Origin of the sequence: Lysinibacillus sp. UGB7 (assembly GCF_049058285.1) — a bacterium.
Lineage (GTDB): Bacteria > Bacillota > Bacilli > Bacillales_A > Planococcaceae > Lysinibacillus > Lysinibacillus sphaericus_B.
Genome location: NZ_JBMGUV010000015.1, coordinates 1 through 23,912, shown reverse-complemented (window position 1 = coordinate 23,912; position 23,912 = coordinate 1). Strand labels below are relative to the sequence as shown.

At 40.1% G+C, this 23,912-nt stretch carries 40 protein-coding genes and 1 pseudogene; 39 read left to right on the top strand and 2 right to left on the bottom strand.

What is annotated here, in order from left to right; genetic code table 11:
- The first annotated feature begins 376 nt into the window (after positions 1 to 376).
- The 38 genes and pseudogenes from rpsJ to ACOMCU_RS14495 all read left to right on the top strand — a co-directional run bounded on the left by rpsJ (position 377) and on the right by ACOMCU_RS14495 (position 21,504).
- Positions 377 to 685 carry a 30S ribosomal protein S10 gene (gene rpsJ / locus ACOMCU_RS14680; protein WP_004233624.1) on the top strand — a complete coding sequence of 103 codons (309 nt, stop codon included), beginning with the start codon at positions 377 to 379 and terminating at the stop codon, positions 683 to 685.
- Positions 686 to 732: 47 nt separating this feature from the next.
- Positions 733 to 1,362 (top strand): 50S ribosomal protein L3, encoded by a 630-nt coding sequence (gene rplC / locus ACOMCU_RS14675; protein ID WP_010860605.1) that lies wholly within the window; start codon positions 733 to 735, stop codon positions 1,360 to 1,362.
- Positions 1,363 to 1,388: 26 nt separating this feature from the next.
- Entirely contained in the window at positions 1,389 to 2,012 is a 624-nt protein-coding gene (gene rplD, locus ACOMCU_RS14670; RefSeq protein ID WP_010860604.1) for a 50S ribosomal protein L4, read from the top strand.
- Positions 2,012 to 2,296, top strand: coding sequence for a 50S ribosomal protein L23 (rplW, locus tag ACOMCU_RS14665; RefSeq protein WP_010860603.1), 285 nt, complete (start codon positions 2,012 to 2,014; stop codon positions 2,294 to 2,296). The genes rplD and rplW overlap by 1 nt, the downstream gene beginning before the upstream one ends.
- A 47-nt stretch (positions 2,297 to 2,343) precedes the next feature.
- The gene (rplB, locus tag ACOMCU_RS14660; protein ID WP_010860602.1) at positions 2,344 to 3,174 is read left to right on the top strand and encodes a 50S ribosomal protein L2; all 831 of its coding nucleotides are present in this window, start codon (positions 2,344 to 2,346) and stop codon (positions 3,172 to 3,174) included.
- 60 nt (positions 3,175 to 3,234) lie between these two features.
- Complete coding sequence (gene rpsS / locus ACOMCU_RS14655) at positions 3,235 to 3,513, top strand: 30S ribosomal protein S19 (RefSeq protein ID WP_010860601.1); 279 nt, start codon at positions 3,235 to 3,237, stop codon at positions 3,511 to 3,513.
- Positions 3,514 to 3,535: 22 nt separating this feature from the next.
- Complete coding sequence (gene rplV, locus ACOMCU_RS14650; protein WP_004233639.1) at positions 3,536 to 3,880, top strand: 50S ribosomal protein L22; 345 nt, start codon at positions 3,536 to 3,538, stop codon at positions 3,878 to 3,880.
- Between the two features lie 3 nt (positions 3,881 to 3,883).
- Positions 3,884 to 4,537 carry a 30S ribosomal protein S3 gene (gene rpsC / locus ACOMCU_RS14645; RefSeq protein ID WP_010860600.1) on the top strand — a complete coding sequence of 218 codons (654 nt, stop codon included), beginning with the start codon at positions 3,884 to 3,886 and terminating at the stop codon, positions 4,535 to 4,537.
- A 1-nt stretch (position 4,538) separates the two neighbouring features.
- Positions 4,539 to 4,973, top strand: a complete 435-nt coding sequence (rplP, locus tag ACOMCU_RS14640; protein ID WP_010860599.1) for a 50S ribosomal protein L16 — start codon at positions 4,539 to 4,541, stop codon at positions 4,971 to 4,973.
- Entirely contained in the window at positions 4,963 to 5,163 is a 201-nt protein-coding gene (gene rpmC / locus ACOMCU_RS14635) for a 50S ribosomal protein L29 (protein WP_010860598.1), read from the top strand. The genes rplP and rpmC overlap by 11 nt, the downstream gene beginning before the upstream one ends.
- Positions 5,164 to 5,181: 18 nt before the next feature.
- A complete protein-coding gene (rpsQ, locus tag ACOMCU_RS14630; protein WP_008181723.1) occupies positions 5,182 to 5,445 on the top strand; it encodes a 30S ribosomal protein S17 in 264 nt (87 codons plus the stop codon).
- Between the two features lie 43 nt (positions 5,446 to 5,488).
- Positions 5,489 to 5,857 carry a 50S ribosomal protein L14 gene (gene rplN, locus ACOMCU_RS14625; protein WP_004233650.1) on the top strand — a complete coding sequence of 123 codons (369 nt, stop codon included), beginning with the start codon at positions 5,489 to 5,491 and terminating at the stop codon, positions 5,855 to 5,857.
- A 35-nt stretch (positions 5,858 to 5,892) separates the two neighbouring features.
- Positions 5,893 to 6,201, top strand: a complete 309-nt coding sequence (rplX, locus tag ACOMCU_RS14620) for a 50S ribosomal protein L24 (protein WP_010860597.1) — start codon at positions 5,893 to 5,895, stop codon at positions 6,199 to 6,201.
- A gap of 29 nt (positions 6,202 to 6,230) precedes the next feature.
- On the top strand, positions 6,231 to 6,770 hold the full coding sequence (rplE, locus tag ACOMCU_RS14615; protein WP_010860596.1) for a 50S ribosomal protein L5: 540 nt from the start codon (positions 6,231 to 6,233) through the stop codon (positions 6,768 to 6,770).
- 21 nt (positions 6,771 to 6,791) lie between these two features.
- Positions 6,792 to 6,977 (top strand): type Z 30S ribosomal protein S14, encoded by a 186-nt coding sequence (locus tag ACOMCU_RS14610; RefSeq protein ID WP_004233656.1) that lies wholly within the window; start codon positions 6,792 to 6,794, stop codon positions 6,975 to 6,977.
- Positions 6,978 to 7,006: 29 nt separating this feature from the next.
- Complete coding sequence (gene rpsH / locus ACOMCU_RS14605; protein WP_008181717.1) at positions 7,007 to 7,405, top strand: 30S ribosomal protein S8; 399 nt, start codon at positions 7,007 to 7,009, stop codon at positions 7,403 to 7,405.
- 30 nt (positions 7,406 to 7,435) lie between these two features.
- On the top strand, positions 7,436 to 7,975 hold the full coding sequence (gene rplF / locus ACOMCU_RS14600; RefSeq protein WP_010860595.1) for a 50S ribosomal protein L6: 540 nt from the start codon (positions 7,436 to 7,438) through the stop codon (positions 7,973 to 7,975).
- Positions 7,976 to 8,007: 32 nt separating this feature from the next.
- On the top strand, positions 8,008 to 8,367 hold the full coding sequence (gene rplR / locus ACOMCU_RS14595) for a 50S ribosomal protein L18 (protein ID WP_010860594.1): 360 nt from the start codon (positions 8,008 to 8,010) through the stop codon (positions 8,365 to 8,367).
- A 21-nt stretch (positions 8,368 to 8,388) separates the two neighbouring features.
- Positions 8,389 to 8,892, top strand: coding sequence for a 30S ribosomal protein S5 (gene rpsE / locus ACOMCU_RS14590; RefSeq protein ID WP_008181711.1), 504 nt, complete (start codon positions 8,389 to 8,391; stop codon positions 8,890 to 8,892).
- A 13-nt stretch (positions 8,893 to 8,905) separates the two neighbouring features.
- A complete protein-coding gene (gene rpmD / locus ACOMCU_RS14585; protein ID WP_010860593.1) occupies positions 8,906 to 9,088 on the top strand; it encodes a 50S ribosomal protein L30 in 183 nt (60 codons plus the stop codon).
- A gap of 34 nt (positions 9,089 to 9,122) precedes the next feature.
- A complete protein-coding gene (gene rplO / locus ACOMCU_RS14580) occupies positions 9,123 to 9,563 on the top strand; it encodes a 50S ribosomal protein L15 (protein ID WP_010860592.1) in 441 nt (146 codons plus the stop codon).
- Positions 9,563 to 10,858 carry a preprotein translocase subunit SecY gene (gene secY / locus ACOMCU_RS14575; RefSeq protein ID WP_010860591.1) on the top strand — a complete coding sequence of 432 codons (1,296 nt, stop codon included), beginning with the start codon at positions 9,563 to 9,565 and terminating at the stop codon, positions 10,856 to 10,858. The genes rplO and secY overlap by 1 nt, the downstream gene beginning before the upstream one ends.
- Positions 10,859 to 10,926: 68 nt before the next feature.
- Positions 10,927 to 11,580, top strand: coding sequence for an adenylate kinase (locus tag ACOMCU_RS14570; protein ID WP_010860590.1), 654 nt, complete (start codon positions 10,927 to 10,929; stop codon positions 11,578 to 11,580).
- A 249-nt stretch (positions 11,581 to 11,829) separates the two neighbouring features.
- A pseudogene (locus ACOMCU_RS14565) lies at positions 11,830 to 11,907 on the top strand (type I methionyl aminopeptidase); the annotation flags it as partial.
- Between the two features lie 88 nt (positions 11,908 to 11,995).
- Positions 11,996 to 12,214 (top strand): translation initiation factor IF-1, encoded by a 219-nt coding sequence (infA, locus tag ACOMCU_RS14560; RefSeq protein WP_004233690.1) that lies wholly within the window; start codon positions 11,996 to 11,998, stop codon positions 12,212 to 12,214.
- A gap of 37 nt (positions 12,215 to 12,251) precedes the next feature.
- Entirely contained in the window at positions 12,252 to 12,365 is a 114-nt protein-coding gene (gene rpmJ / locus ACOMCU_RS14555; RefSeq protein ID WP_000868344.1) for a 50S ribosomal protein L36, read from the top strand.
- 24 nt (positions 12,366 to 12,389) lie between these two features.
- Entirely contained in the window at positions 12,390 to 12,755 is a 366-nt protein-coding gene (gene rpsM, locus ACOMCU_RS14550) for a 30S ribosomal protein S13 (protein ID WP_010860589.1), read from the top strand.
- Positions 12,756 to 12,780: 25 nt separating this feature from the next.
- On the top strand, positions 12,781 to 13,170 hold the full coding sequence (rpsK, locus tag ACOMCU_RS14545) for a 30S ribosomal protein S11 (RefSeq protein WP_004233731.1): 390 nt from the start codon (positions 12,781 to 12,783) through the stop codon (positions 13,168 to 13,170).
- 139 nt (positions 13,171 to 13,309) lie between these two features.
- Positions 13,310 to 14,254 (top strand): DNA-directed RNA polymerase subunit alpha, encoded by a 945-nt coding sequence (locus ACOMCU_RS14540; RefSeq protein ID WP_004233733.1) that lies wholly within the window; start codon positions 13,310 to 13,312, stop codon positions 14,252 to 14,254.
- A gap of 55 nt (positions 14,255 to 14,309) precedes the next feature.
- A complete protein-coding gene (gene rplQ / locus ACOMCU_RS14535; RefSeq protein ID WP_010860588.1) occupies positions 14,310 to 14,690 on the top strand; it encodes a 50S ribosomal protein L17 in 381 nt (126 codons plus the stop codon).
- A gap of 503 nt (positions 14,691 to 15,193) precedes the next feature.
- On the top strand, positions 15,194 to 16,039 hold the full coding sequence (locus tag ACOMCU_RS14530) for an energy-coupling factor ABC transporter ATP-binding protein (RefSeq protein ID WP_421050548.1): 846 nt from the start codon (positions 15,194 to 15,196) through the stop codon (positions 16,037 to 16,039).
- A complete protein-coding gene (locus ACOMCU_RS14525) occupies positions 16,015 to 16,887 on the top strand; it encodes an energy-coupling factor ABC transporter ATP-binding protein (protein WP_010860586.1) in 873 nt (290 codons plus the stop codon). The genes ACOMCU_RS14530 and ACOMCU_RS14525 overlap by 25 nt, the downstream gene beginning before the upstream one ends.
- Complete coding sequence (locus ACOMCU_RS14520) at positions 16,884 to 17,681, top strand: energy-coupling factor transporter transmembrane component T family protein (protein ID WP_036130792.1); 798 nt, start codon at positions 16,884 to 16,886, stop codon at positions 17,679 to 17,681. The genes ACOMCU_RS14525 and ACOMCU_RS14520 overlap by 4 nt, the downstream gene beginning before the upstream one ends.
- Before the next feature lie 13 nt (positions 17,682 to 17,694).
- A complete protein-coding gene (gene truA, locus ACOMCU_RS14515; protein WP_010860584.1) occupies positions 17,695 to 18,435 on the top strand; it encodes a tRNA pseudouridine(38-40) synthase TruA in 741 nt (246 codons plus the stop codon).
- Positions 18,436 to 18,692: 257 nt separating this feature from the next.
- Positions 18,693 to 19,130: a 50S ribosomal protein L13 gene (gene rplM / locus ACOMCU_RS14510; RefSeq protein ID WP_010860583.1), complete on the top strand. Its 438-nt coding sequence runs from the start codon at positions 18,693 to 18,695 to the stop codon at positions 19,128 to 19,130.
- Positions 19,131 to 19,155: 25 nt separating this feature from the next.
- Entirely contained in the window at positions 19,156 to 19,548 is a 393-nt protein-coding gene (gene rpsI, locus ACOMCU_RS14505; protein WP_004233744.1) for a 30S ribosomal protein S9, read from the top strand.
- A 114-nt stretch (positions 19,549 to 19,662) separates the two neighbouring features.
- Complete coding sequence (locus ACOMCU_RS14500) at positions 19,663 to 20,376, top strand: N-acetylmuramoyl-L-alanine amidase (protein WP_010860582.1); 714 nt, start codon at positions 19,663 to 19,665, stop codon at positions 20,374 to 20,376.
- Positions 20,377 to 20,448: 72 nt separating this feature from the next.
- The gene (locus tag ACOMCU_RS14495) at positions 20,449 to 21,504 is read left to right on the top strand and encodes a P-loop NTPase (RefSeq protein WP_010860581.1); all 1,056 of its coding nucleotides are present in this window, start codon (positions 20,449 to 20,451) and stop codon (positions 21,502 to 21,504) included.
- A 55-nt stretch (positions 21,505 to 21,559) separates the two neighbouring features.
- On the opposite strand, the gene gerD is transcribed toward ACOMCU_RS14495, so the two are convergent.
- Positions 21,560 to 22,171 carry a spore germination lipoprotein GerD gene (gerD, locus tag ACOMCU_RS14490; RefSeq protein WP_219361383.1) on the bottom strand — a complete coding sequence of 204 codons (612 nt, stop codon included), beginning with the start codon at positions 22,169 to 22,171 and terminating at the stop codon, positions 21,560 to 21,562.
- Between the two features lie 150 nt (positions 22,172 to 22,321).
- On the opposite strand from gerD, the gene ACOMCU_RS14485 reads away from it, so the two are divergent.
- The gene (locus ACOMCU_RS14485; RefSeq protein ID WP_010860579.1) at positions 22,322 to 22,996 is read left to right on the top strand and encodes a KinB-signaling pathway activation protein; all 675 of its coding nucleotides are present in this window, start codon (positions 22,322 to 22,324) and stop codon (positions 22,994 to 22,996) included.
- A 45-nt stretch (positions 22,997 to 23,041) separates the two neighbouring features.
- On the opposite strand, the gene ACOMCU_RS14480 is transcribed toward ACOMCU_RS14485, so the two are convergent.
- On the bottom strand, positions 23,042 to 23,698 hold the full coding sequence (locus ACOMCU_RS14480; RefSeq protein WP_010860578.1) for a hypothetical protein: 657 nt from the start codon (positions 23,696 to 23,698) through the stop codon (positions 23,042 to 23,044).
- Positions 23,699 to 23,912 lie beyond the last annotated feature (214 nt).

The following is a 23,912-nucleotide window of genomic DNA, read 5'->3' as shown; positions in this document are numbered from 1 at the left end:
TGAGCAACTACGTTCGTTCGTCTTTACTAACGAAGAGACTGCTAGGACAAATCTTGTAGTGTATAATACAATTGTAAGAAATGTTCGAAAACGTTGTAGTATAGCCATATGTGTTGCAATATTCGTAGAAATTTTATATACTAGTAAACGGCTTAAATAAGCGAGAAATAATAGTAGTTAAGAATATCTACAACATTTAAAAGAATTTAGCGAAAAGACTTGCTTATTCTTTTTTTATTGTATATAATGTTGAATGTTGGTCTTTGACTGCGATGAAACGAGAGGTTGCTGACACACCCGGCCGCTTTGCCATGGCGGTGTGTTGGAGAATTTTCGTGGAGAATGTCTAGAAAATAGGCGAGAAGGAGGGAAAATAATGGCAAAACAAAAGATTCGTATTCGTTTAAAAGCGTATGATCACCGTATTTTAGATCAATCTGCTGAGAAAATTGTGGAAACTGCAAAACGTTCAGGTGCAAGTGTATCAGGTCCGATTCCACTTCCAACTGAGAAGTCTGTGTACACAATTCTTCGTGCTGTTCACAAGTACAAAGATTCTCGTGAGCAATTCGAAATGCGTACGCATAAACGTCTGATCGATATCGTTAACCCAACACCACAAACTGTTGATGCGTTAATGAAACTTGATTTACCATCTGGCGTTGATATCGAAATCAAACTTTAATGGTAAAAACAATATAACATTTTTAAAACTTACAGGAGGTGTGACAAATGGCTAAAGGAATCTTAGGTAGAAAAATTGGTATGACTCAAGTTTTCGCTGAAAACGGCGATTTAATCCCGGTAACAGTTATCGAAGCTGCTCCAAACGTAGTTCTTCAAAAGAAAACTGTCGATACAGATGGCTACGAAGCAATCCAAGTTGGTTTCGAAGATAAGCGAGTTAAGCTTTCTAACAAACCAGAACAAGGTCACGTAGCAAAAGCGAATACTGCTCCTAAGCGCTTCATTCGTGAATTCCGCAACGTGAACGTTGAAGAATACGAAGTTGGTCAAGAAGTCAAAGTAGAAATTTTCGCAGAAGGCGATGTAATTGATGTAACAGGAGTTACTAAAGGTAAAGGTTTCCAAGGTGTTATCAAACGCCACGGACAATCTCGTGGTCCTATGGCCCACGGTTCTCGTTACCACCGTCGTCCTGGTTCAATGGGTCCAGTTGCTCCGAACCGCGTATTTAAACAAAAGAAATTACCTGGTCAAATGGGTGGCACTGTAGTTACAATCCAAAACTTAGAAATCGTGAAAGTTGATGCGGAACGTAACTTACTACTTGTTAAAGGTAATGTTCCTGGTTCTAAAAAAGCTCTAGTTACAGTTAAAACTGCAATTAAAGCTAACTAATCACTTCAAGAAAGGAGGAAACAGGAATGACAAAAGTATCTGTACTTAGTCAAACAGGTGCTTCAGTTGGTGAAATCGAGTTAAACGAAGCGATCTTCGGAATCGAGCCAAATGAAGCAGTATTATTCGACGCAGTAGTTGCACAACGCGCTTCTCTTCGTCAAGGTAATCATAAGGTAAAAAACCGTTCTGAAGTTGCTGGTGGTGGTCGTAAACCATGGCGCCAAAAAGGAACTGGTCGTGCTCGTCAAGGTTCTATCCGTTCTCCACAATGGCGCGGCGGTGGTATCGTATTCGGTCCAACTCCACGTAGCTACTCTTATAAATTACCTAAAAAAGTTCGTCGCTTAGCTCTTAAATCAGCTTTATCAGCTAAAGTTGTAGAACAAAACTTCTTAGTTCTTGATGCTCTTACACTAGCAGCACCAAAAACAAAAGAATTCACAAAAATCCTTAAAGATCTTTCTTTAGAGAAAAAATCTTTATTCGTAACTGCTGACCTAGATGAAAACGTAGCATTATCTGCTCGTAACATCCCTGGTGTAACAGTTTTAACTGCAAACGGAATCAACGTTCTTGATCTTTTAGGTCATGAAAAAGTTGTATTCACGAAAGCTGCAGTAGAAAAAGTTGAGGAGGTGCTTGGATAATGGAAGCACGTGATATTTTAAAACGTCCGGTCATTACTGAGCGTTCTTCAGAACTTATGGCAGAGAAAAAGTATACTTTCGAAGTAGACACTCGCGCTAACAAAACTCAAGTAAAAGACGCTGTAGAAGAGATCTTTGGTGTAGAAGTTGAGAAAGTAAACGTTCTTAACTACAAAGGTAAATTCAAGCGCGTTGGCCGTTACGGTGGTTATACTAACAAACGTCGTAAAGCGATTGTTAAATTAACTACGGACAGCAAAGACATCGAATTATTCGAAATGTAATCCTTTAGGGATATATGATTTGAACAATCAAGAAGGAGGGAAAACACATGGCGATTAAAAAGTATAAACCTACCTCTAATGGTCGTCGTAATATGACGTCATTAGACTTTGCGGAAATTACAACTAACAAGCCTGAGAAATCATTGCTTGAACCAACTAAACGCAAAGCTGGTCGTAACAACCAAGGTAAAATCACTGTTCGTCATCATGGTGGTGGTCATAAGAAGCAATACCGTGTCATCGATTTCAAACGTATTAAAGATGGCATTCCGGCAAAAGTTGCTACTATCGAATATGATCCAAACCGTTCTGCGAATATCGCATTAATCAACTACGCTGATGGAGCAAAAGCTTACATCTTAGCACCAAAAGGTCTAGAGGTTGGTCAAACAATCGAATCTGGTCCAGATGCTGATATTAAAGCAGGTAACGCATTACCATTAGCAAACATTCCAATGGGTACTACAATCCATAACATCGAGTTAAAACCTGGTAAAGGTGGCCAATTAGTACGTTCAGCTGGTACTTCAGCTCAAGTACTTGGTCGTGAAGATAAATACGTTATCGTACGTCTTCAATCAGGTGAAGTACGTTTAATTCTTGCTACTTGCCGCGCTACAATCGGTCAAGTTGGTAACGAACAACACGAACTTGTAAACATCGGTAAAGCTGGTCGTAGCCGTTGGTTAGGTAAACGCCCAACTGTTCGTGGTTCTGTAATGAACCCTAACGATCACCCACACGGTGGTGGTGAAGGACGTTCTCCAATCGGACGTAAATCACCAATGACTCCTTGGGGTAAACCAGCACTTGGTTACAAAACTCGCAAGAAGAAAAACAAATCGGATAAATTCATCATCCGTAGTCGTAAAAAATAAAGTGGTTAAACTACGGTTCTATGTGAGAGCCGTGGTGGAATCACAGAGGGAGGTTCCTACATGGGTCGCAGCTTGAAAAAAGGACCTTTTGTCGATGACCACTTAATGAAAAAAGTGGAAGCACAAGAGGCTTCTGAGAAAAAACAAGTTATCAAAACTTGGTCTCGCCGTTCTACAATTTTCCCGACTTTCATCGGTTTAACGATTGCTGTATATGATGGACGTAAACATGTTCCTGTATACGTAACAGAAGATATGGTAGGCCACAAACTTGGTGAATTCGCACCGACACGTACTTACAAAGGTCACGGTGCAGACGACAAGAAAACAAGACGCTAATTTTGAGAGGAGGTAAATCCTAATGACACAAGCTAAAGCTATCGCTCGCACAGTACGCATTGCTCCTCGTAAAGTACGTCTAGTTGTAGACTTAATCCGAGGTAAGCAAGTTGGTGAAGCAGTTGCGATTTTACGTCATACTCCAAAAGCGGCGTCTCCAGTCGTTGAGAAAGTATTAAAATCTGCAGTTGCAAATGCTGAGCACAACTACGATCTTGACATCAACTCTTTAGTAGTTTCTGAAGTATTCGTTGATGAAGGTCCAACATTAAAACGTTTCCGTCCACGTGCACAAGGACGTGCAAGCGCAATTAACAAACGCACAAGCCACATTACTCTAGTGGTATCTGAGAAGAAGGAGGGTTAATCCGTGGGTCAAAAAGTACATCCAATAGGACTGCGCGTTGGTATTATTCGTGACTGGGAGTCAAAATGGTACGCTGAAAAAGACTATGCAACTCTACTTCACGAAGACATCAAAGTGCGTAAATATATTGAAACGGCTCTTAAAGACGCTTCAGTTTCTAAAGTTGAAATCGAACGTGCTGCAAACCGTGTAAACATTACAATTCACACTGCGAAACCAGGTATGGTAATCGGTAAAGGTGGTACTGAAGTTGAAAATCTTCGTAAATACCTTGGCGATTTAACTGGTAAACGTGTACACATCAACATCATCGAAATCAAACGTGCTGATCTTGACGCTCGTCTAGTAGCTGAAAACATCGCTCGTCAATTAGAAAACCGTGTATCATTCCGTCGTGCGCAAAAGCAAGCGATCCAACGCACAATTCGTGCTGGTGCAAAAGGAATTAAAACACAAGTATCTGGTCGTTTAGGTGGCGCTGATATCGCGCGTGCTGAACACTATAGTGAAGGAACTGTTCCACTTCATACTCTACGTGCTGACATCGACTATGCACACGCAGAAGCTGACACTACTTACGGTAAATTAGGCGTTAAAGTATGGATCTACCGTGGTGAAGTTCTTCCTACGAAGAAATCTGTGGAAGGAGGCAAATAATATGTTATTGCCTAAACGCGTAAAATACCGTCGTGAACACCGCGGAAACATGCGTGGCGAAGCGAAAGGCGGTAAAGAAGTATCATTCGGCGAGTGGGGCCTACAAGCTCAAACAGCTAGCTGGATTACGAACCGTCAAATCGAATCTGCACGTATCGCGATGACTCGTTACATGAAACGTGGCGGTAAAGTTTGGATTAAAATCTTCCCGCACAAACCTTACACTAAAAAACCTCTAGAAGTCCGCATGGGTTCTGGTAAAGGTTCTCCTGAAGGTTGGGTAGCAGTAGTAAAACCAGGAAAAGTAATGTTCGAAATTGCTGGTGTATCTGAAGAGATCGCACGTGAAGCACTTCGTTTAGCATCACATAAGCTTCCTGTTAAATGTAAGATCGTAAAACGTCAAGAAACTGGTGGTGAATCTAATGAAAGCTAATGAAATCCGTGACCTTGCCACTTCTGAAATTGAATTAAAAGTGAAATCACTGAAAGAAGAGCTTTTCAACCTTCGCTTCCAATTGGCGACTGGTCAATTAGAAAACACAGCTCGTATTCGCGAAGTGCGTAAAGCAATCGCGCGTATGAAAACTGTTATTCGTGAAAGAGAAATCAGTGAAAATAACTGATAAAGGAGGTTTTCAAGTATGACTGAGCGTAATCAACGCAAAGTTTACACGGGCCGCGTCGTTTCAGATAAAATGGACAAAACTGTTACTGTTTTAGTTGAAACTCACAAAAAGCACAAGCTTTACGGTAAACGTGTAAAATACTCTAAAAAGTTTAAGGCTCATGATGAGCAAAACCAAGCGAAAATCGGTGATATCGTACGTATCATGGAAACTCGCCCGCTATCAGCTACTAAACGATTCCGTCTAGTTGAAGTTGTAGAAAAAGCGGTTATTATTTAATAACTATTTCGGAACAACCAATTTCCGAAGGGAGGTAACCTAAGTGATCCAACAAGAAAGTCGTATGAAAGTTGCTGACAACTCAGGTGCACGTGAAGTTCTTACAATTAAAGTGCTTGGTGGCTCTGGCCGTAAAACTGCTAACATCGGTGATATCGTTGTTTGTACAGTTAAGAAAGCAACACCAGGTGGCGTTGTCAAGAAGGGTGACGTTGTTAAAGCTGTTATCGTTCGTACTAAATCAGGCGTTCGTCGTAAAGACGGTACGTACATCAAATTTGATGAAAATGCTTGTGTAATTATTCGTGATGATAAATCACCACGCGGAACTCGTATTTTCGGACCTGTTGCACGTGAATTACGTGACAGCAACTTCATGAAAATCGTTTCTCTAGCTCCAGAAGTTCTTTAATTTCATGATAGTGCCAATCAAGGAGGTGCGACAGCATGCATGTAAAAAAAGGTGACAAGGTTAAGGTTATCACTGGTAAAGACAAAGGCAAAGAAGGAGTAATCCTAACTGCTTTCCCTAAACAAGATCGCGTTCTTGTTGAAGGTGTAAATATCGTGAAAAAACATGTTAAACCTAACCAATTGAATCCACAAGGTGGGATTGTAAGCCAAGAGGCTGCAATTCACGTTTCGAACGTAATGCTAATCGATCCTAAATCTGGCGAGCCGACTCGTGTAGGTTATAAAATCGAAAACGGTAAAAAAGTTCGTGTTGCAAAAAAATCAGGTGCAGTACTTGACTAATTAGTAAATAAAAGAAGGGAGGTACACACATGAGCCGCCTAAAAGAAAAATATTTAAATGAAGTTTCACCTGCTCTTATGAGCAAGTTTGGATATAAATCAGTTATGCAATTGCCGAAAGTTGACAAAATCGTTATCAACATGGGTGTTGGTGACGCTGTTCAAAACTCAAAAGCATTAGATGCAGCTGTAGAAGAATTAACAATTATCACTGGTCAAAAACCAGTAGTAACTAAAGCGAAAAAATCGATCGCAGGTTTCCGTTTACGTGAAGGTATGCCAATCGGTGCTAAAGTTACATTACGCGGTGAGCGTATGTATGAATTCTTGGACAAATTAATCGCAATTTCACTTCCTCGTGTACGTGACTTCCGTGGTGTTTCTAAAAAAGCATTCGATGGTCGCGGTAACTACACTTTAGGTGTTAAAGAGCAACTAATTTTCCCAGAAATCGATTACGATAAAGTTTCAAAAGTACGCGGTATGGACATCGTGATCGTAACGACAGCGAACTCTGACGAAGAAGCTCGCGAGTTATTGACACAATTCGGTATGCCGTTCCAAAAGTAATTAAACAAGGAGGGCGAAAACGTGGCTAAAAAATCTATGATCGTTAAACAACAACGTAAGCAAAAGTTTAAAGTGCAAGAGTATACACGTTGTGAACGCTGTGGCCGTCCACACTCTGTATATCGCAAATTCAAACTTTGCCGTATTTGTTTCCGAGAACTTGCATATAAGGGACAAATTCCTGGCGTGAAAAAAGCCAGCTGGTAATCCCCTAATTTGGGAAGGAGGTAAATGTAATGACAATGACTGATCCGATTGCAGACATGCTGACTCGCATTCGTAATGCGAACATGGTTCGTCACGAGAAGTTAGAAGTACCGGCTTCCAACGTGAAAAAAGAAATCGCTGAAATTTTAAAGCGTGAAGGTTTCGTACGTGACGTAGAATACGTGGAAGACAACAAGCAAGGAATTATCCGTATCTTCTTAAAATACGGTAAAGATAACGAACGCGTTATCACTGGCTTAAAACGTATTTCTAAACCAGGTCTACGTGTATATGCTAAAACAAATGAAGTTCCTAAAGTACTGAACGGTCTTGGTATCGCTTTAGTGTCAACTTCACAAGGTTTATTAACAGATAAAGAAGCTCGCGCTAAACAAGTTGGCGGCGAAGTTCTAGCATACGTTTGGTAATTAGCTATAAATGAATGGAGGTGCAACTAAATGTCTCGTGTAGGTAAAAAAATTATCGAGGTACCAGCTAACGTAACTGTTACTGTTGCAGCTGACAACACTGTTACTGTTAAAGGTCCTAAAGGCGAACTTGTTCGTTCTTTCCACCAAGATATGAAAATTGAGCAAGAAGGTAATGCGATCTCTGTATCTCGTCCTTCTGACTCAAAAGAACACCGCACAAACCACGGTACAACTCGTGCGCTTTTAGCGAACATGGTTACTGGTGTTTCTGCAGGTTTCGAAAAATCATTAGAACTAATCGGTGTAGGTTACCGTGCGCAATTACAAGGAAAAAAACTTGTTCTTAACGTAGGTTACTCTCACCCAGTTGAGTTCACACCTGAAGATGGTTTAGAAGTAGAAGTTCCTACTAATACTAAAATCATCGTTAAAGGTATTAGCAAAGAACGCGTTGGCGCTCTTGCATCTAACATCCGTGACGTTCGTCCACCAGAGCCTTACAAAGGTAAAGGTATCCGTTACGAAGGCGAATACGTTCGTCGTAAAGAAGGTAAAACAGGTAAATAATGCTGCGTAAGCATTAGAAAGGAGTGACCCTTGTGATTACGAAACAGGATAAAAATCAAGTTCGTAAAAAACGTCATGCGCGAGTTCGTTCTAAAATTTCGGGTACTGCTGAGCGTCCACGCTTAAACGTATTCCGTTCTAACAAGAACATCTACGCTCAACTTATCGATGACGTAGCAGGCGTAACTATTGTTAGCGCATCTTCTCAAGAGAATGGTTTTGAAGGTGTTGGTAGCAACGTAGAAGCTGCATCAAAAATCGGTGAAACAATCGCGAAACGCGCTGCGGAAAAAAATATTACTGCTATAGTTTTTGACCGTGGTGGTTACTTATATCATGGACGTGTGAAAGCTTTAGCTGAAGCTGCACGTGAGAACGGTTTAGAATTTTAATAAGAAGGAGGGACACATTTCATGAGTCGAATTGACGCAAACAAACTTGGAGAACTTGAAGAACGCGTAGTTACTATTAACCGTGTTGCAAAAGTTGTTAAAGGTGGACGTCGCTTCCGCTTCACAGCACTAGTTGTTGTTGGCGATAGAAACGGTCATGTAGGTTTTGGTACTGGTAAAGCTCAAGAGGTTCCAGATGCTATCCGTAAAGCTGTTGAAGATGCGAAGAAAAACTTAGTAGAAGTGCCACGTGTTGGTGGAACAACTCCACACTTAGTGCTTGGTCGCTTCGGTGCGGGAGAAATCCTAATCAAACCTGCTGCTCCTGGTACAGGGGTTATCGCTGGTGGTCCAGTACGTGCTGTACTAGAACTAGCTGGTATTACTGATATTCTTTCAAAATCACTTGGATCAAATACACCAATCAATATGGTTCGTGCAACTGTTCAAGGTTTAACTGAATTAAAACGCGTAGAGGACGTAGCAAAATTACGTGGTAAATCAGTGGAAGAAATATTAGGATAAGGGGGGAATAATAATGGCTAACAAATTAGAAATTACCCTTACAAAATCTGTGATTGGTTCTAAACCAGCACAACGCAAAACTATTGAAGCTTTAGGTTTACGTAAATTAAACCAAACTGTAGAGAAAGCTGATAATGCAGCAACTCGCGGTATGCTTGATGTAGTAGCTCACTTAGTTACTGTAAAAGAAAACTAATTTTTAATTAACGAACAAGGAGGTGCCATCCAATATGAAACTTCATGAGTTAAAACCAGCAGAAGGTTCCCGTAAAGTACGTAACCGCGTAGGTCGCGGTATCGGTTCTGGTAACGGTAAAACTGCAGGTAGAGGTCATAAAGGTCAAAACTCTCGTTCTGGCGGCGGTGTACGCCCAGGATTCGAAGGTGGTCAAAACCCTTTATTCCGTCGTTTACCGAAACGCGGCTTTACTAACATTAACCGTAAAGAGTACGCGATCGTTAATCTTGACACATTAAACCGTTTCGAAGATGGTGCAGAAGTAACAACTGCATTATTACTTGAAACAGGTTTAGTGAGCAATGAAAAAGCTGGAATTAAAGTTCTTGGAAACGGAACTCTTAACAAAAAGCTTACAGTAAAAGCTCATAAATTCTCAGCTTCGGCTAAAGAAGCAATTGAAAATGCCGGCGGAACTACTGAGGTGATTTAATGTTTCAGACAATCTCTAACTTTATGCGTGTTCGAGATATAAGAAATAAAATCATTTTCACACTTTTAATGTTAATCGTTTTTCGTATTGGGACATTTGTTCCAGTACCGAACGTTGACGCTAATGTATTAAAGGCAACTGATGAGTTTAACCTCGTTGGTTTCCTCAATACTTTTGGCGGTGGTGCACTGAGTAACTTCTCTATCTTTGCGATGGGGATTATGCCATACATCACAGCCTCAATCATTGTTCAGTTATTGCAAATGGACGTAGTACCGAAATTTGCTGAGTGGGCAAAGCAAGGTGAAGTCGGAAGACGTAAACTTGCACAATTTACTCGTTACTTTACTATTATTCTAGCTTTTATCCAATCATTCGCGATGTCATTTGGTTTCAATAAAATGTATGGTGGGTCTTTGATTAAAGAAGAAGGAATTTTAACATATGTTACAATTTCAATTGTATTAACAGCGGGTACAGCATTCCTTGTATGGCTTGCTGAACAAATTACTGCTCATGGTGTTGGTAATGGTATTTCCGTAGTTATCTTCGCAGGTATCGTTGCAGCATTACCTACAGCAGCAAACCAAATTTACGCACAACAAATCGAGGATGCAGGTGATGAACTGTTTATTAACATCATTGTCCTTGCATTACTTGCTTTAATCTTACTTGCTATTGTAGTTGGTGTTATCTATGTGCAACAAGCACTACGTAAAATTCCAATTCAATATGCTAAACGAGTTACTGGACGTAATCAACAAACAGGTGGACAACAAACGCACTTACCGTTAAAAGTAAATGCTGCAGGGGTTATTCCGGTAATCTTCTCAGTAGCGTTCCTTGTGACACCTCGAACGTTAGCTACGTTCTTTGGTCAGAATAATGTAACGACATTCATTGAAAACACGTTCAATTATGAAAAACCTGTTGGGATGCTTATTTACATTGCGCTGATCGTCGCGTTCACATATTTCTATGCGTTCGTACAAGTGAACCCAGAAAATGTGGCAGACAACTTGAAAAAACAGGGTGCTTACATTCCAGGTATTCGTCCGGGTGAAAACACTCAAACGTATTTAACAAGCGTGTTATATCGACTGACATTTGTCGGAGCGATTTTCTTAACTGTTATTGCTGTAATGCCGATTATATTCATTAACTTAATGAATCTACCTGCTTCAGTGCAAATCGGTGGTACTAGTATAATTATCGTAGTCGGCGTAGCGCTAGAAACGATGAAACAGCTAGAGTCACAACTTGTTAAACGTCACTACAAAGGCTTTATGAAATAATGTTGGTTTTTAGGGAACGCTTGATCGTTTCCTGAAATCAGCAAACTTTGTGGGAGGAATATTTCCGTATGAATATCATTTTAATGGGTCTGCCAGGTGCTGGTAAAGGTACACAGGCAGATAAAATTGTTGAGAAGTACGCGATTCCTCATATTTCTACAGGCGATATGTTCCGTGCTGCTATTAAAGACGGTACAGAACTAGGCTTACAGGCCAAATCGTTTATGGATCAAGGTGCTTTAGTACCTGATGAAGTGACGATTGGTATTGTTCGTGAGCGACTTGCAAAACCTGATTGTGAAGAGGGATTCTTATTAGACGGTTTCCCGCGTACTGTTCCTCAAGCTGAAGCTTTAGATGGCATTCTTGCTGATCTTGGCAAAGCGATCGAGCATACGTTAAACATTCAAGTTGAAAAAGATGAGCTAATTGCTCGTTTAACAGGTCGTCGTATTTGTAAAACTTGCGGAACTTCTTATCACCTAATTTTCAATCCTCCAGCTGAGGAAGGAAAATGTGATAAAGATGGTGGCGAGCTTTATACACGTGCGGATGATAATCCTGAAACGGTTACAAACCGTCTGGAAGTAAATATGAATCAAGCACAACCTTTACTTGACTTCTATGAAGCAAAAGGTGTGTTAACAAATATAGATGGACAGCAAGATATTAATAAAGTGTTTGCTGATCTTGATGCTCTATTACAGAGCAGCCGCAGCTGATACCCGGCTCCGGGCGCAGAGTACTGCTTCCGCGGGAGGCATGCGGAAGCAACAACGAAACATAATTTTTTTGAGAGTTGCAAAAGCATATTGTGCCCGGTATATATTTCTTGTAAAAAGTGCAACATTACTTTTGAGAGAGTATAATGGGTTTCGTGGAAGCATCTGTGTAACGGGTATGAATATCTCATCCAAGACATTCCGGTATTCGTGTAAACATGGAAGATTCAGTGCCCTTACTGGTTCTGTCTATTCCGTGGATTGTGTGAAGCGAAACCAGACGAGCGTCTTTCAAACATCTCTCATACAATCCAAACATATGTTGAAACGAGGTTGCTTCTATAGTTGCAGCAGATATATCCGTTTGATGTAACGATGAGAACTTTAATTTGCATATAGAGAGGAGACAGAGTAGATGGCGAAAGATGATGTAATTGAAGTCGAAGGGACAGTTGTTGAGACTTTGCCAAACGCGATGTTTAAGGTAGAATTAGAAAATGGACATGTGATTTTAGCACACGTATCTGGTAAGATTCGTATGCACTTTATCCGCATTCTACCTGGAGATAAGGTTACTATTGAGTTATCTCCTTATGATTTAACTCGCGGTCGTATCACATACCGTTTTAAATAATCTTTTGCGCTCCGGACTACTAAGGAGGTTAGGTTAGATGAAAGTGAGACCATCTGTGAAACCGATCTGCGAAAAATGTAAAGTAATTCGCCGACGCGGTAAAGTAATGGTAATCTGTGAAAATCCTAAACACAAACAAAAACAAGGTTGATTATAAAGGAGGTGCACAACGTACATGGCACGTATTTCTGGTGTTGACATTCCTCGCGACAAACGCGTGGTAATTTCATTAACTTACATTTACGGTATTGGTAAAACTTCAGCTCAGAAAGTATTAGCTGATGCTGGTATCTCTCAAGATACACGCGTACGCGACTTAACTGAAGATGAGTTAAACAAAATCCGTGAACAATTAGACTCTTACAAACTTGAAGGTGACTTACGTCGCGAAACTTCATTAAATATCAAACGCTTGATGGAAATCGGTTGTAACCGTGGTATCCGTCACCGTCGTGGTTTACCTGTTCGTGGTCAAAATACGAAGAACAATGCGCGTACGCGTAAAGGTCCTCGTAAAACAGTTGCGAACAAGAAAAAATAATCGGTAAAGGAGGTTCCTTCTTAACATGGCTCGTAAACAACAAACTCGTAAACGTCGTGTGAAAAAGAATATCGAATCTGGTATTGCACACATTCGTTCTACATTTAACAATACAATTGTAACGATTACAGATATGCAAGGTAACGCTGTATCTTGGTCAAGTGCTGGTGCTCTTGGTTTCCGTGGTTCACGTAAATCTACACCATTCGCTGCTCAAATGGCTGCAGAAACTGCTGCTAAAACATCCCTTGAACATGGTCTGAAAACGTTGGAAGTAACTGTTAAAGGTCCTGGTGCTGGTCGTGAAGCTGCAATCCGTGCACTTCAAGCTGCTGGTTTAGAAGTAACTGCTATTAAAGACGTTACTCCAGTTCCTCACAATGGTTGCCGTCCGCCAAAACGTCGTCGCGTGTAATGGGTGCGTCTCATATTGTATGAGAACATCATTTTTTGTACAGACTGTCTTGTGCAGATAAATAACGATACGTCAATGACGATCGAATCTATGATGGAAAGAACCTATACATTCGATGTTTTGAGGGAGGGTAAATGAAATGATCGAAATTGAAAAACCAAAGATTGAAACGGTGGAGATCAGCGAAGATTCCAAATATGGAAAGTTTGTTGTAGAACCGCTTGAACGCGGATATGGAAACACTTTGGGTAATTCTTTACGTCGTATCCTTCTGTCTTCATTACCAGGGGCTGCTGTCACTTCAATTCAAATTGATGGCGTTCTTCACGAGTTCTCAACTGTGGAAGGCGTAGTAGAAGATGTGGCTTCAATTATTTTGAACGTAAAAAAACTTGCTCTTAAAATCTACTCTGACGAAGAAAAAGTTATTGAGATTGATGTAAAGGGCGATGGTACAGTTACGGCTGCTGACATTACACATGACAGTGACGTAGAAATTTTAAACCCAGATCTATATATTGCAACAATCGCTAAAAACGGTCATTTACGTATGCGTATGTACGCTCAACGCGGCCGTGGTTACACTCCTGCTGATCAAAACAAACGTGAGGATCTTCCTATCGGCGTGATCCCGATCGACTCTATTTACACTCCAGTATCACGCGTCAATTTCCAAGTGGAAAATACTCGTGTAGGTCAGTCTTCTGACTACGATAAACTTTCTCTTGATGTGTGGACAGATGGTAGCATCGGTCCGAAAGAGGCGATTTCGCTCGGAGCAAAAATTTTAACCGAGCATCTAAACATCTTCGTTGGCATGACAGATGAGGCACAAACTGCTGAAATCATGGTCGAAAAAGAAGAAGATCAAAAAGAAAAAGTTTTAGAGATGACTATCGAAGAACTTGATCTTTCTGTTCGTTCTTATAACTGCTTAAAACGCGCTGGTATTAATACAGTACTAGAACTAGCGAATAAGTCAGAAGACGATATGATGAAAGTCCGTAACCTTGGACGTAAGTCACTAGAAGAAGTAAAAGCGAAGTTAGAAGAGCTTGGTTTAGGGTTACGCAAAGAAGACTAAGCGATTTAAACAAACTAACAAGATCAGATATTTTCTATAAAGGAGGGAAACATCCATGGGTTACAGAAAACTTGGTCGTACAAGTTCTCAACGTAAAGCGATGTTACGTGACTTAGCTACTGATTTAATCATCAACGAGCGTATCGAAACTACTGAAGCTCGCGCTAAAGAAGTACGTAAAGCTGTTGAAAAAATGATTACTTTAGGTAAACGCGGAGATTTACATGCACGCCGTCAAGCTGCTGCATTCATCCGTCGTGAACTAGTAACAACTACTGACGAAGAAGGCAACGAAACAACTTCATTTGCGCTACAAAAGCTATTTGATGATGTTGCACCACGTTATGCAGAACGTCAAGGTGGTTACACTCGTATTCTTAAAGTAGGTCCTCGTCGTGGTGACGGTGCACCTGTTGTTGTGATTGAATTAGTTTAATCATAAGAGAAAACAAGTGGTGAAGAGGGTGGACCACCACCCTCTTTCTTTATAAGATTTATACGACAAATAATTAAGCTGAGCGTTATGATGAGCGGGCACTTTTGTGTGGCGTCTCGTTTAGCTCTCCGCACCTCATTCAAAAAGATCAAGGGCTTGAGCACCCGTGTTTCTTGTAAATGTAACGACTAGCGCATTTCTATGAATGAGGTGCGCGCTTTTTTATTATTTTAGGGAAGTATCAGACAGCGCCAATTGATGGTGCTTTTTTTTATCTTCATTCATCTTTTTTCAGTAGGTGTATAGATGCCGACTGTACGAAGAAAAGGCCTCCAGCGGATGTCACAGATTTTGATGGGTGTTGATTGTGCAAGTGCAATATAAAATTTGGAGGCGAATACGCTTGCCGAATTTGATATGGACATAGTGATTGTGGTGGAATTAATACATAAAACAGTGTAAGTTAGTTAGTAGAGCTGAGCATGTAGAGAGGAGTACTAGAGATGTCTGAAATCTTATCGTTAAATAATGTAACGTTTTCATATACACCGGATGATACAGAAAGTCGCAATGCTGTAGAAAATGTGAGCTTTGCTGTGCAGGAAGGGGAATGGATTGCCATTGTCGGTCATAATGGCTCTGGTAAATCAACAATTGCAAAATTAATGAATGGCTTATTATTCCCGCAACAAGGGGATGTTCGTATATTACGTCAAATACTAAGTGAAGAAAATTTATGGGAAAGCCGTTCTCAAATGGGTATGGTGTTTCAAAATCCTGATAATCAGTTTGTAGGTGCTACGGTACAGGATGACGTTGCCTTTGCGCTTGAAAATAACGGTGTGCCGTTTGAAGAGATGGTAAAACGTGTGCATGCAGCCCTTGAGCAAGTAAAGATGGGTAGTTTTTTAGATCATGAACCACATCATTTATCGGGTGGGCAAAAACAACGTGTGGCTATTGCGGGAGCATTAGCTTTAAAACCAAAATTACTTATCTTAGACGAAGCTACATCCATGTTAGATCCTCAAGGACGTGTTGAGGTATTACAAACCGTTCAAACACTGCGCGCTGAAACAGGTTTAACGGTGTTATCAATTACACATGATTTAGAAGAAGCTATGCTTGCAGACCGGGTCCTTTTTATGAATGATGGTAAGAAATTTGCAGAGGGGACACCCGTGGAAATTTTTACGCTTGGGGACAAGCTAGTTGAGTTAGGACTCGACTTACCGTTTGCCATGAAGTTATCAAAGTTATTGCAAAAGGAAGGTGTTCCTTTAATGGGACAACATATGACAGAAGAAGAGTTGGTGAATGACTTATGGACATCAAACTTCAACAAGTAAGCTATGCCTATGCACAAGGTACACCTTTTGAAAAACGGGCTTTGTTTGATGTGAATTTTGACATTCCATCACATACGTATCAAGCGATTATCGGACATACTGGTTCTGGTAAATCAACAATTCTTCAGCATTTTAATGCGCTTTTAAAGCCAACTTCCGGTGAAGTACATATTGGGGACCGGGTTGTTGTAGCTGGAAAAAAAGCGAAAGCTTTAAAAGCTGTGCGACAAAAGGTTGGCATTGTTTTTCAATTTCCGGAGCATCAGCTTTTTGAAGAAACTGTGTTAAAGGATATTATGTTTGGCCCAATGAATTTCGGTGTTTCGGAGAAAGAGGCTGAAATTCGTGCAAGAGAGCTTGTACGTTTAGTTGGTCTGCCGGAAAACGTCCTTGAAAAGTCACCTTTTGATTTATCAGGTGGACAAATGCGTCGTGTAGCAATTGCTGGTGTACTGGCAATGGAACCGGATGTCATTGTTTTAGACGAACCAACGGCTGGACTAGATCCACGTGGGCAAAAAGAGATTATGGATATGTTCTATGCATTGCATCAGGAACGGAGCTTAACGACAATATTAGTTACGCACAGTATGGAAGATGCAGCCCGTTATGCAGACGATATTGTCATTATGCATGAGGGGAAAAATGTGTTGAGTGGCACACCTCGTGAAATTTTTAAAGATGTGCAAACATTGAAAGAGTTCCGTCTAGAACCACCCCGTATTGTGCGCTTCCAACATAAAATTGAAAAGTTAATGGATTCATCACTATCAAAGGTATGTTTAACAGAAGAAGAGCTTGCGCATGAAATTGCTCGCGTGCTAGAAAAGGAGCGTGCGGAGTCATGATGGAAAAAATGATTTTCGGGCGCTTCCTGCCAGGAAATTCCCCTGTACATAAGCTAGATCCACGATCAAAGCTTATATTCGTATTCGCATTTATCATTATTGTATTTTTAGCAAATAATACGATAACGTATGCAATGTTACTTGCGTTTACTTTACTTATTGTTTTAGTGTCACGTATTCGCTTGTATTTTTTAATAAACGGCTTAAAGCCCGTACTTTTTTTAATGGCTTTTACGTTCTTACTTCATATCTTTATGACGAGGGAAGGCGATTTGTTATTTCATTGGAAGTTTATCAATGTTTATGAAGAAGGGGTTCGACAAGGGGTATATATATCAGTACGTTTCCTTGTTTTAGTATTTATGACATCGATTTTAACGTTAACAACGTCACCGATTTCAATTACGGACGGCATTGAAGTGCTACTAAATCCATTAAAAAAAGTGAAAGTACCTGTACATGAGCTAGCCCTTATGATGTCGATCTCCTTACGCTTTATTCCAACGTTAATGGATGAGACCGATAAAATTATGAAGGCGCAAATGGCCCGTGGCTCGGATTTATCGTCTGGACCTATAAAAGATCGTATTAAGGCCGTTGTGCCATTACTGGTGCCACTCTTTGTAAGTGCGTTTAAACGTGCGGAGGATTTGGCGACTGCAATGGAAGTACGTGGCTATCGTGGAGGCGAAGGTCGCACCCGCTATCGCAAGCTGAAGTGGGATATGGGCGATACATTTGCTCTGGTATTACTAGTAGCAATGGCTGTTTTACTATTCTTCTATAGAAGCTAAAAGGAGTAACTTTATGCGACGATTAAAAGCAATAATTAGTTATGATGGAACGCAATTCTCGGGCTACCAAGTGCAGCCTGGAGAGCGTACGGTACAGGCAGAGCTTGAAGGTGTACTAGCCATCATGCATAAAGGGGAACAGGTGAAGGTAATTGCAAGTGGACGCACGGATGCAAGAGTGCATGCAACTGGGCAAACACTGCATTTTGATACGCCGCTCACTATCCCAGTAGAAAAATATATGAAAGCACTCAATGTTCAGTTACCGAGGGATATTCGGGTAGTAGCAATGGAAGAAGTGCCTGCTGATTTTCATGCACGTTACAGTGTGACCGGAAAACGCTATCGATATATCTGGTCATGTGAGTCTATACAAAGCCCATTCCGCAGACATTACACCGTAGAGACAAATGGCCAGAAGCCAGATGTAGCAGCCATGCAGGAAGCAGCTAAGGCGATAATTGGCACGCATGATTTTTCATGCTTCTGTGCGGCCAATACAAGTGTGCAAGATAAGGTGCGAACAGTAACTACACTTCAATTTGAATGGTATGGCAAAGAGCTACATATGATCATTGAAGGTAGTGGCTTCCTGTACAATATGGTGCGCATCATCGCAGGTACTTTATGGGAAGTAGGGACCAGCCGTCGCGACATCGGTAATGTGAAAAAGGTCGTCGCATCAATGAATCGCGATAAAGCTGGTAAAACTGCACCACCACAAGGTTTATACCTTGAAAAAGTATTTTATTAGCTGAGCATCTAAATGGCTAGTATTTAGATGTATAGCGATGAATGATAAGACAAAATGTGGTGCATTTACGTCGAAGTAACTCGGATGATTTGCCCTGTACAACATCACCAGGTGTTTAATGAATTTACTTGACTTTAAAAGTCATTCATTATATGATAACAGATGGTATTTTCATTACCACCACAAATAAGCCCCGAAACTTATAGTGTAGTCTAATGAAAAATAACGGTAATCGAATTGATTAGGAGGATATATACATGCGTACAACATTCATGGCTAAAGGTCACGAAGTAGACCGTAAATGGTTAGTAGTTGATGCAGAAGGCCAAACTCTTGGACGTTTAGCTTCTGAAGTAGCTGCAATCTTACGTGGTAAACATAAACCAACATTCACACCAAACGTTGACACAGGTGATCACGTAATCATCATCAACGCTGACAAAATCCATTTAACTGGTAACAAATTAGAGGGTAAACTTTACCGTCATCATACTCAATTTGCGGGTGGTTTAAAAACTCGTACTGCGGGTGAAATGTTAGAAAAGTACCCAACAAAAATGATTGAATTAGCAATTAAAGGGATGCTTCCTAAAAACTCTTTAGGTCGCAAAATGTTCGGTAAACTAAACGTTTACACAGGAACAGAGCACCCACATGCTGCACAAAAACCAGAAGCATACGAGCTTCGTGGATAATATAAATTAAGAGGAGGATATTACTTTGGCACAAGTTCAATACATCGGCACTGGTCGCCGTAAAAGCTCTGTAGCTCGCGTACGTTTAGTACCAGGTACAGGTAAAATTGTTATCAACAAACGTGAAATCGAAGAGTATGTACCATTCGCTGCATTACGTGAAGTAATTAAACAACCATTAGTAGCTACTGAAACTACAGGAAGCTATGATATCCACGTAAACGTTAACGGTGGTGGATACACTGGTCAAGCTGGTGCTGTACGTCACGGTATCGCTCGTGCTCTACTTCAAGTAGACCCAGATTTCCGTGCTGCACTAAAATCTGCTGGATTACTTACTCGTGATTCACGCATGAAAGAACGTAAAAAACCAGGTCTACGCGGCGCTCGTCGTGCACCTCAGTTCTCAAAACGTTAATCTGCGGATTATTCGTCTCAAACTCTCAAGCATATGCTTGGGAGTTTTTTTTAGTTTCTAGCATAGTTCCCACATTATCTTCGTACACTATATGTAAAAGGGTGGTGGATATGGGTGAAGCGCTGGCTTGCACTAGGAGTAATTATGCTAATGAGTATAGTGGTTGTGGCTTATGAGACGAATGCTTCGGACCGTAACTTCTTCTTACCAGACCCACTTGGTGGCATGAAAATTGTCATTGATGCTGGGCATGGTGGTGAGGATGGAGGTGCTTCAAAGGGCGAGGTAATTGAAAAGGAAATTACACTTGCTATTGCGCAGCAAGTAGAGAAGCAATTAAAGAAAAAGGGCGCAACAGTCGTGATGACACGGACGAAAAATGGAGATGTCATTGATGAGCACGCATCATCAGAAAAATACAGCACGTTAAGAGAGCGAAAAAAGCAGGATATCTTTTTACGCAAGGATATTGTTGAAAAAGAACAACCCAATGTCTTTATTACAATTCACGCCAATGCAATTCCGGAAACAAAATGGCGTGGAGCACAGGTGTTTTATCATAAAGACGGACATGCTGACGGAGAATTGCTAGCAAAGAGCATTCAACAATCAATTCGTACGAACTTACAGAACACAGATCGTGAAGCACTGTCTATAAAACAAATCTATTTATTGAAGAAAGTGCAGGTTCCGGCAGCATTAGTTGAAACTGGATTTATCAGTAACGACGAGGAACGTGCATTATTAGTAGATAAGAAATATCAAGACAAGATGGCAGATGCCATCGTAGAAGGTATAGAAGATTATTTATTAGCAAAAATTGAATGAAGCACCTGCTACCACGTAAATCAAAGCATTATGATATACTAACATTGAGATAATATAAGGGGAGTGTTCGTCGTGATAACAGAACAACAAGTGCGAGATATATTAGGACAACTACAAGATCCATTTTTACATAAATCATTAGCAGAAACAGATGGAATTACAAATGTGGCAATTAAAGAAGAAAAAAATCATGTCAGTGTAAAAATTGCTATTGCTAAAACAAATACACCTGAGCAGATGCAACTGCAAATGAAAATTGTTGATGTTTTAAAAGAAGCGGGTGCTAACACAGTTGGTATTCGATTCGAAGAATTATCAGCAGAGAAACTACAAAGCTTCCGTGGAGTAGCAACCGAGGCAGAAGCTCAAGATATTTTATCACCACTTAGCACAGTGCAGGTTATTTCCATTGCCTCTGGTAAGGGTGGTGTAGGGAAATCTACAGTATCTGTTAACTTAGCTGTAGCTTTGGCACGCCTAGGTAAAAAAGTTGGTTTAATTGATGCCGATATTTATGGCTTCAGTGTACCAGATATGATGGGTGTAACCGACATGCCGAAAGTAGTCGACAATCGAATTTTCCCTGTTGATCGTTTAGGTGTAAAAGTAATTTCAATGGGCTTCTTTGTTGAAAATAACGCACCGATTGTATGGCGTGGCCCAATGTTAGGGAAAGTATTAGATCAATTCTTCCGTGATGTAGAGTGGGGAGAGCTAGATTTCTTACTATTAGATCTACCGCCAGGCACGGGTGATGTCGCGTTAGATATTCACCAAATGTTACCTTCATCAAAAGAAATTGTGGTGACGACACCACATCCGACAGCTGCTTTCGTAGCTGCTCGTGCGGGGGCAATGGCTTTACAAACGGATCATGAAATTTTAGGTGTTATAGAAAATATGGCATGGTTCGAGTCGAAATCAGGCGATCGCGAATTTGTATTCGGACAAGGCGGAGGACCAAAATTAGCAGAAGAGTTACGTACAGAGATACTCGGACAAATCCCACTAGGCCAGCCAGATTGGACAGATGAGGACTTTGCACCTTCAGTATATGCAGAGAAGCACACAACAGGACAGATCTATTTGGACATAGCAGCAAGAGTAATAAGTAAATTAAATAACTAAACAAAAATGGATTTCCTCCAATTTGAGGAAATCCATTTTTATATATTGTAGAGGATTATTGCTTACTTTTTTGGTCATTTTCAGAACTTCCGCCACTTTCGCCACTAGTTTCCTTTTTCTCTCCACCACCTTCGGATGAACTTCCTTCACCGCTCTTTTTAATGAGCTCCTGCCATTTTGATTGCATAAGTGGGCTTTCAATTGTTTCCTTAACTACTTCTTCCATTTGTTTGCGAAGATTAGCGGATTTTAATATCGTCTCCAATTGCTTTTGCATATCGGGCTGACCAAAGAATGCTTCCATATCTTTTTGGAAAGTGGGGTCTTTCATTAGTTCCTTCATAATATCCTGCTGTTGCTTTTGCATACTCTTAGCAACAGTCTCTTTAAACTTTGGATCTTCAAAAGTTTTTTTCCAAAAATCCTCTGCTTCTTTTGAAAGTAAAGTTTCCTCTGTTGCCTTCTTTACTTCCTCATGTTCCAAAATTAATAATTCACGGAAACTCGGCTCCTCTAAAAGCTGCCGTAGTGCTTTTTTACCATCCTCTGTTTGAAGAGAGTCAATCATAATTTTTTTTATTTCATCATAGGACATGGTAGAGGTTTTATCTTGTGCACAGGCAGTAAGGAAAAGCATTAGAATTAATAATAAGGTAAATTTTCGCATCAACATCAGTCCTTTCTATAGATAGACTCTTTCATTTATTGTTCACATTTATGATGACTTTATGTATTGGATAGGACGAGAAATAGCTTTTTTAACAATGCATTGTTAAAATGAGTACAGATATAATGAGATATTGGGGGATTTTTTGTTGTGACGATACGAAATTGGGTAAAGTTTTTCTTCTTTGCAGTGATTGTTGGTGGTGTAGTCAACGGAGTTTTTAGTTTATTTATTCGTTGGGATTTTTTCCAGCCTTATGTAACAAATGGTCAGTGGGGTGAATTTTTTGCCGGACTTTTATGGATGGTATTTTTAGGATTCACAATGAGTGTTATTGCTCAAGCGGGTTTTTTCGCTTATTTAACATTACATCAAGTCGGGGTTAATATATTCAGAACACTTACATTATGGAATTGGGTACAGCTATTGCTAATTGCCGTAACCATTTTTGATATTGTGTTTTTCCGTTTTATACCGGGTGTAAAAGATGGACAAAGTTGGTTATTTTATCTGGGTCTATTAGTGGTATTAATTTTTGGATCGATAGCAACAGCTATCACAAAAGTAAAGATGACAGGAAAGAAACATGTATTAGTTTCTGCTTTGTTCTTTATGATTGTCATCACAACATTAGAATGGACTATCGCCTTAATGGGTCGTGATGAAAATATTAATGAGTATGTCGCATTGTTGCTATTCCCACTATTAGCTGTGAATGCATATCAATTATTAGTATTACCGAAATACAATGCAAAATCCGATGAGGATCGTCAAAAATTAGAAGCACGTCGCAAAGCTCGGCGTGAACAAGCAAAAAATGCATAAGCAATAAGAAAGAAGTTGCCTCAAGATCTCTTGAGACAACTTTTTTTATGGCGATTTTTTTGACTGAACAGAATAACCGAATATATTTTCTTCTATCGACATAAATTTATTTTGTTGTATTAAGGCATTAAATTCGTTAAACGAAATGTTACTGTTCTGGTGTAAAGAGATAAACAAAAAATCTCCTTTTTGTAAATTGGGTGTTTTATCACCTTGCCAAATTAGCGATGGCGAAAGGATATTTACCTGTTGCTGAAACAAAGTTTTTTGTAAAGCCTGTGAATATTGATGATTGCGTGTGGCAAACCACAGTGGCGTTGTTTTCAAATGCTTTTCGTAAATCGTTAGATCTTTTTGTACTAAAGCAAAATCAATAGGCTCGTCTACAGAATCTTCAGGGCCTAACAATCCTGTTGGTAGTTTTCTTTCTTGGATGACTTTCATATGTTCAGGTGAACGTTCAATCCAAGCTGCATCTAAAAGAAGAAGCGGGTACGGTTCTTTTACAGTCTTTAGCCATTCTAAAAGTGATTCATCAGAAAAAGAAATCTCGACAATAAGTGATGTGCCATAATGTCCTTTAGTTACAACAGCTGGAGCATTTGCAATATTAAATACGGAAATCATAGTAGAATTTAAAGGCTTTATGAAGACAAATAATATTACGATTAAACACAATGATATCAACGTTTTACGAAGCATACTAACACCCTCATCTCTATTGATTTTAAGCAAAAAAATTTACTCTTTAAAAAAACTTATGATTTAGTGTTGACTTTCATGAATAATCGATGTTATTATGTATAAGTCGCCAAGAGATGACGCGATAAACGCAACAACATGAACCTTGAAAACTGAACAAGCAAAACGTAATCAATAAAGTTTTTAGTAGCGAACTTCGGTACGTGAACGAAAT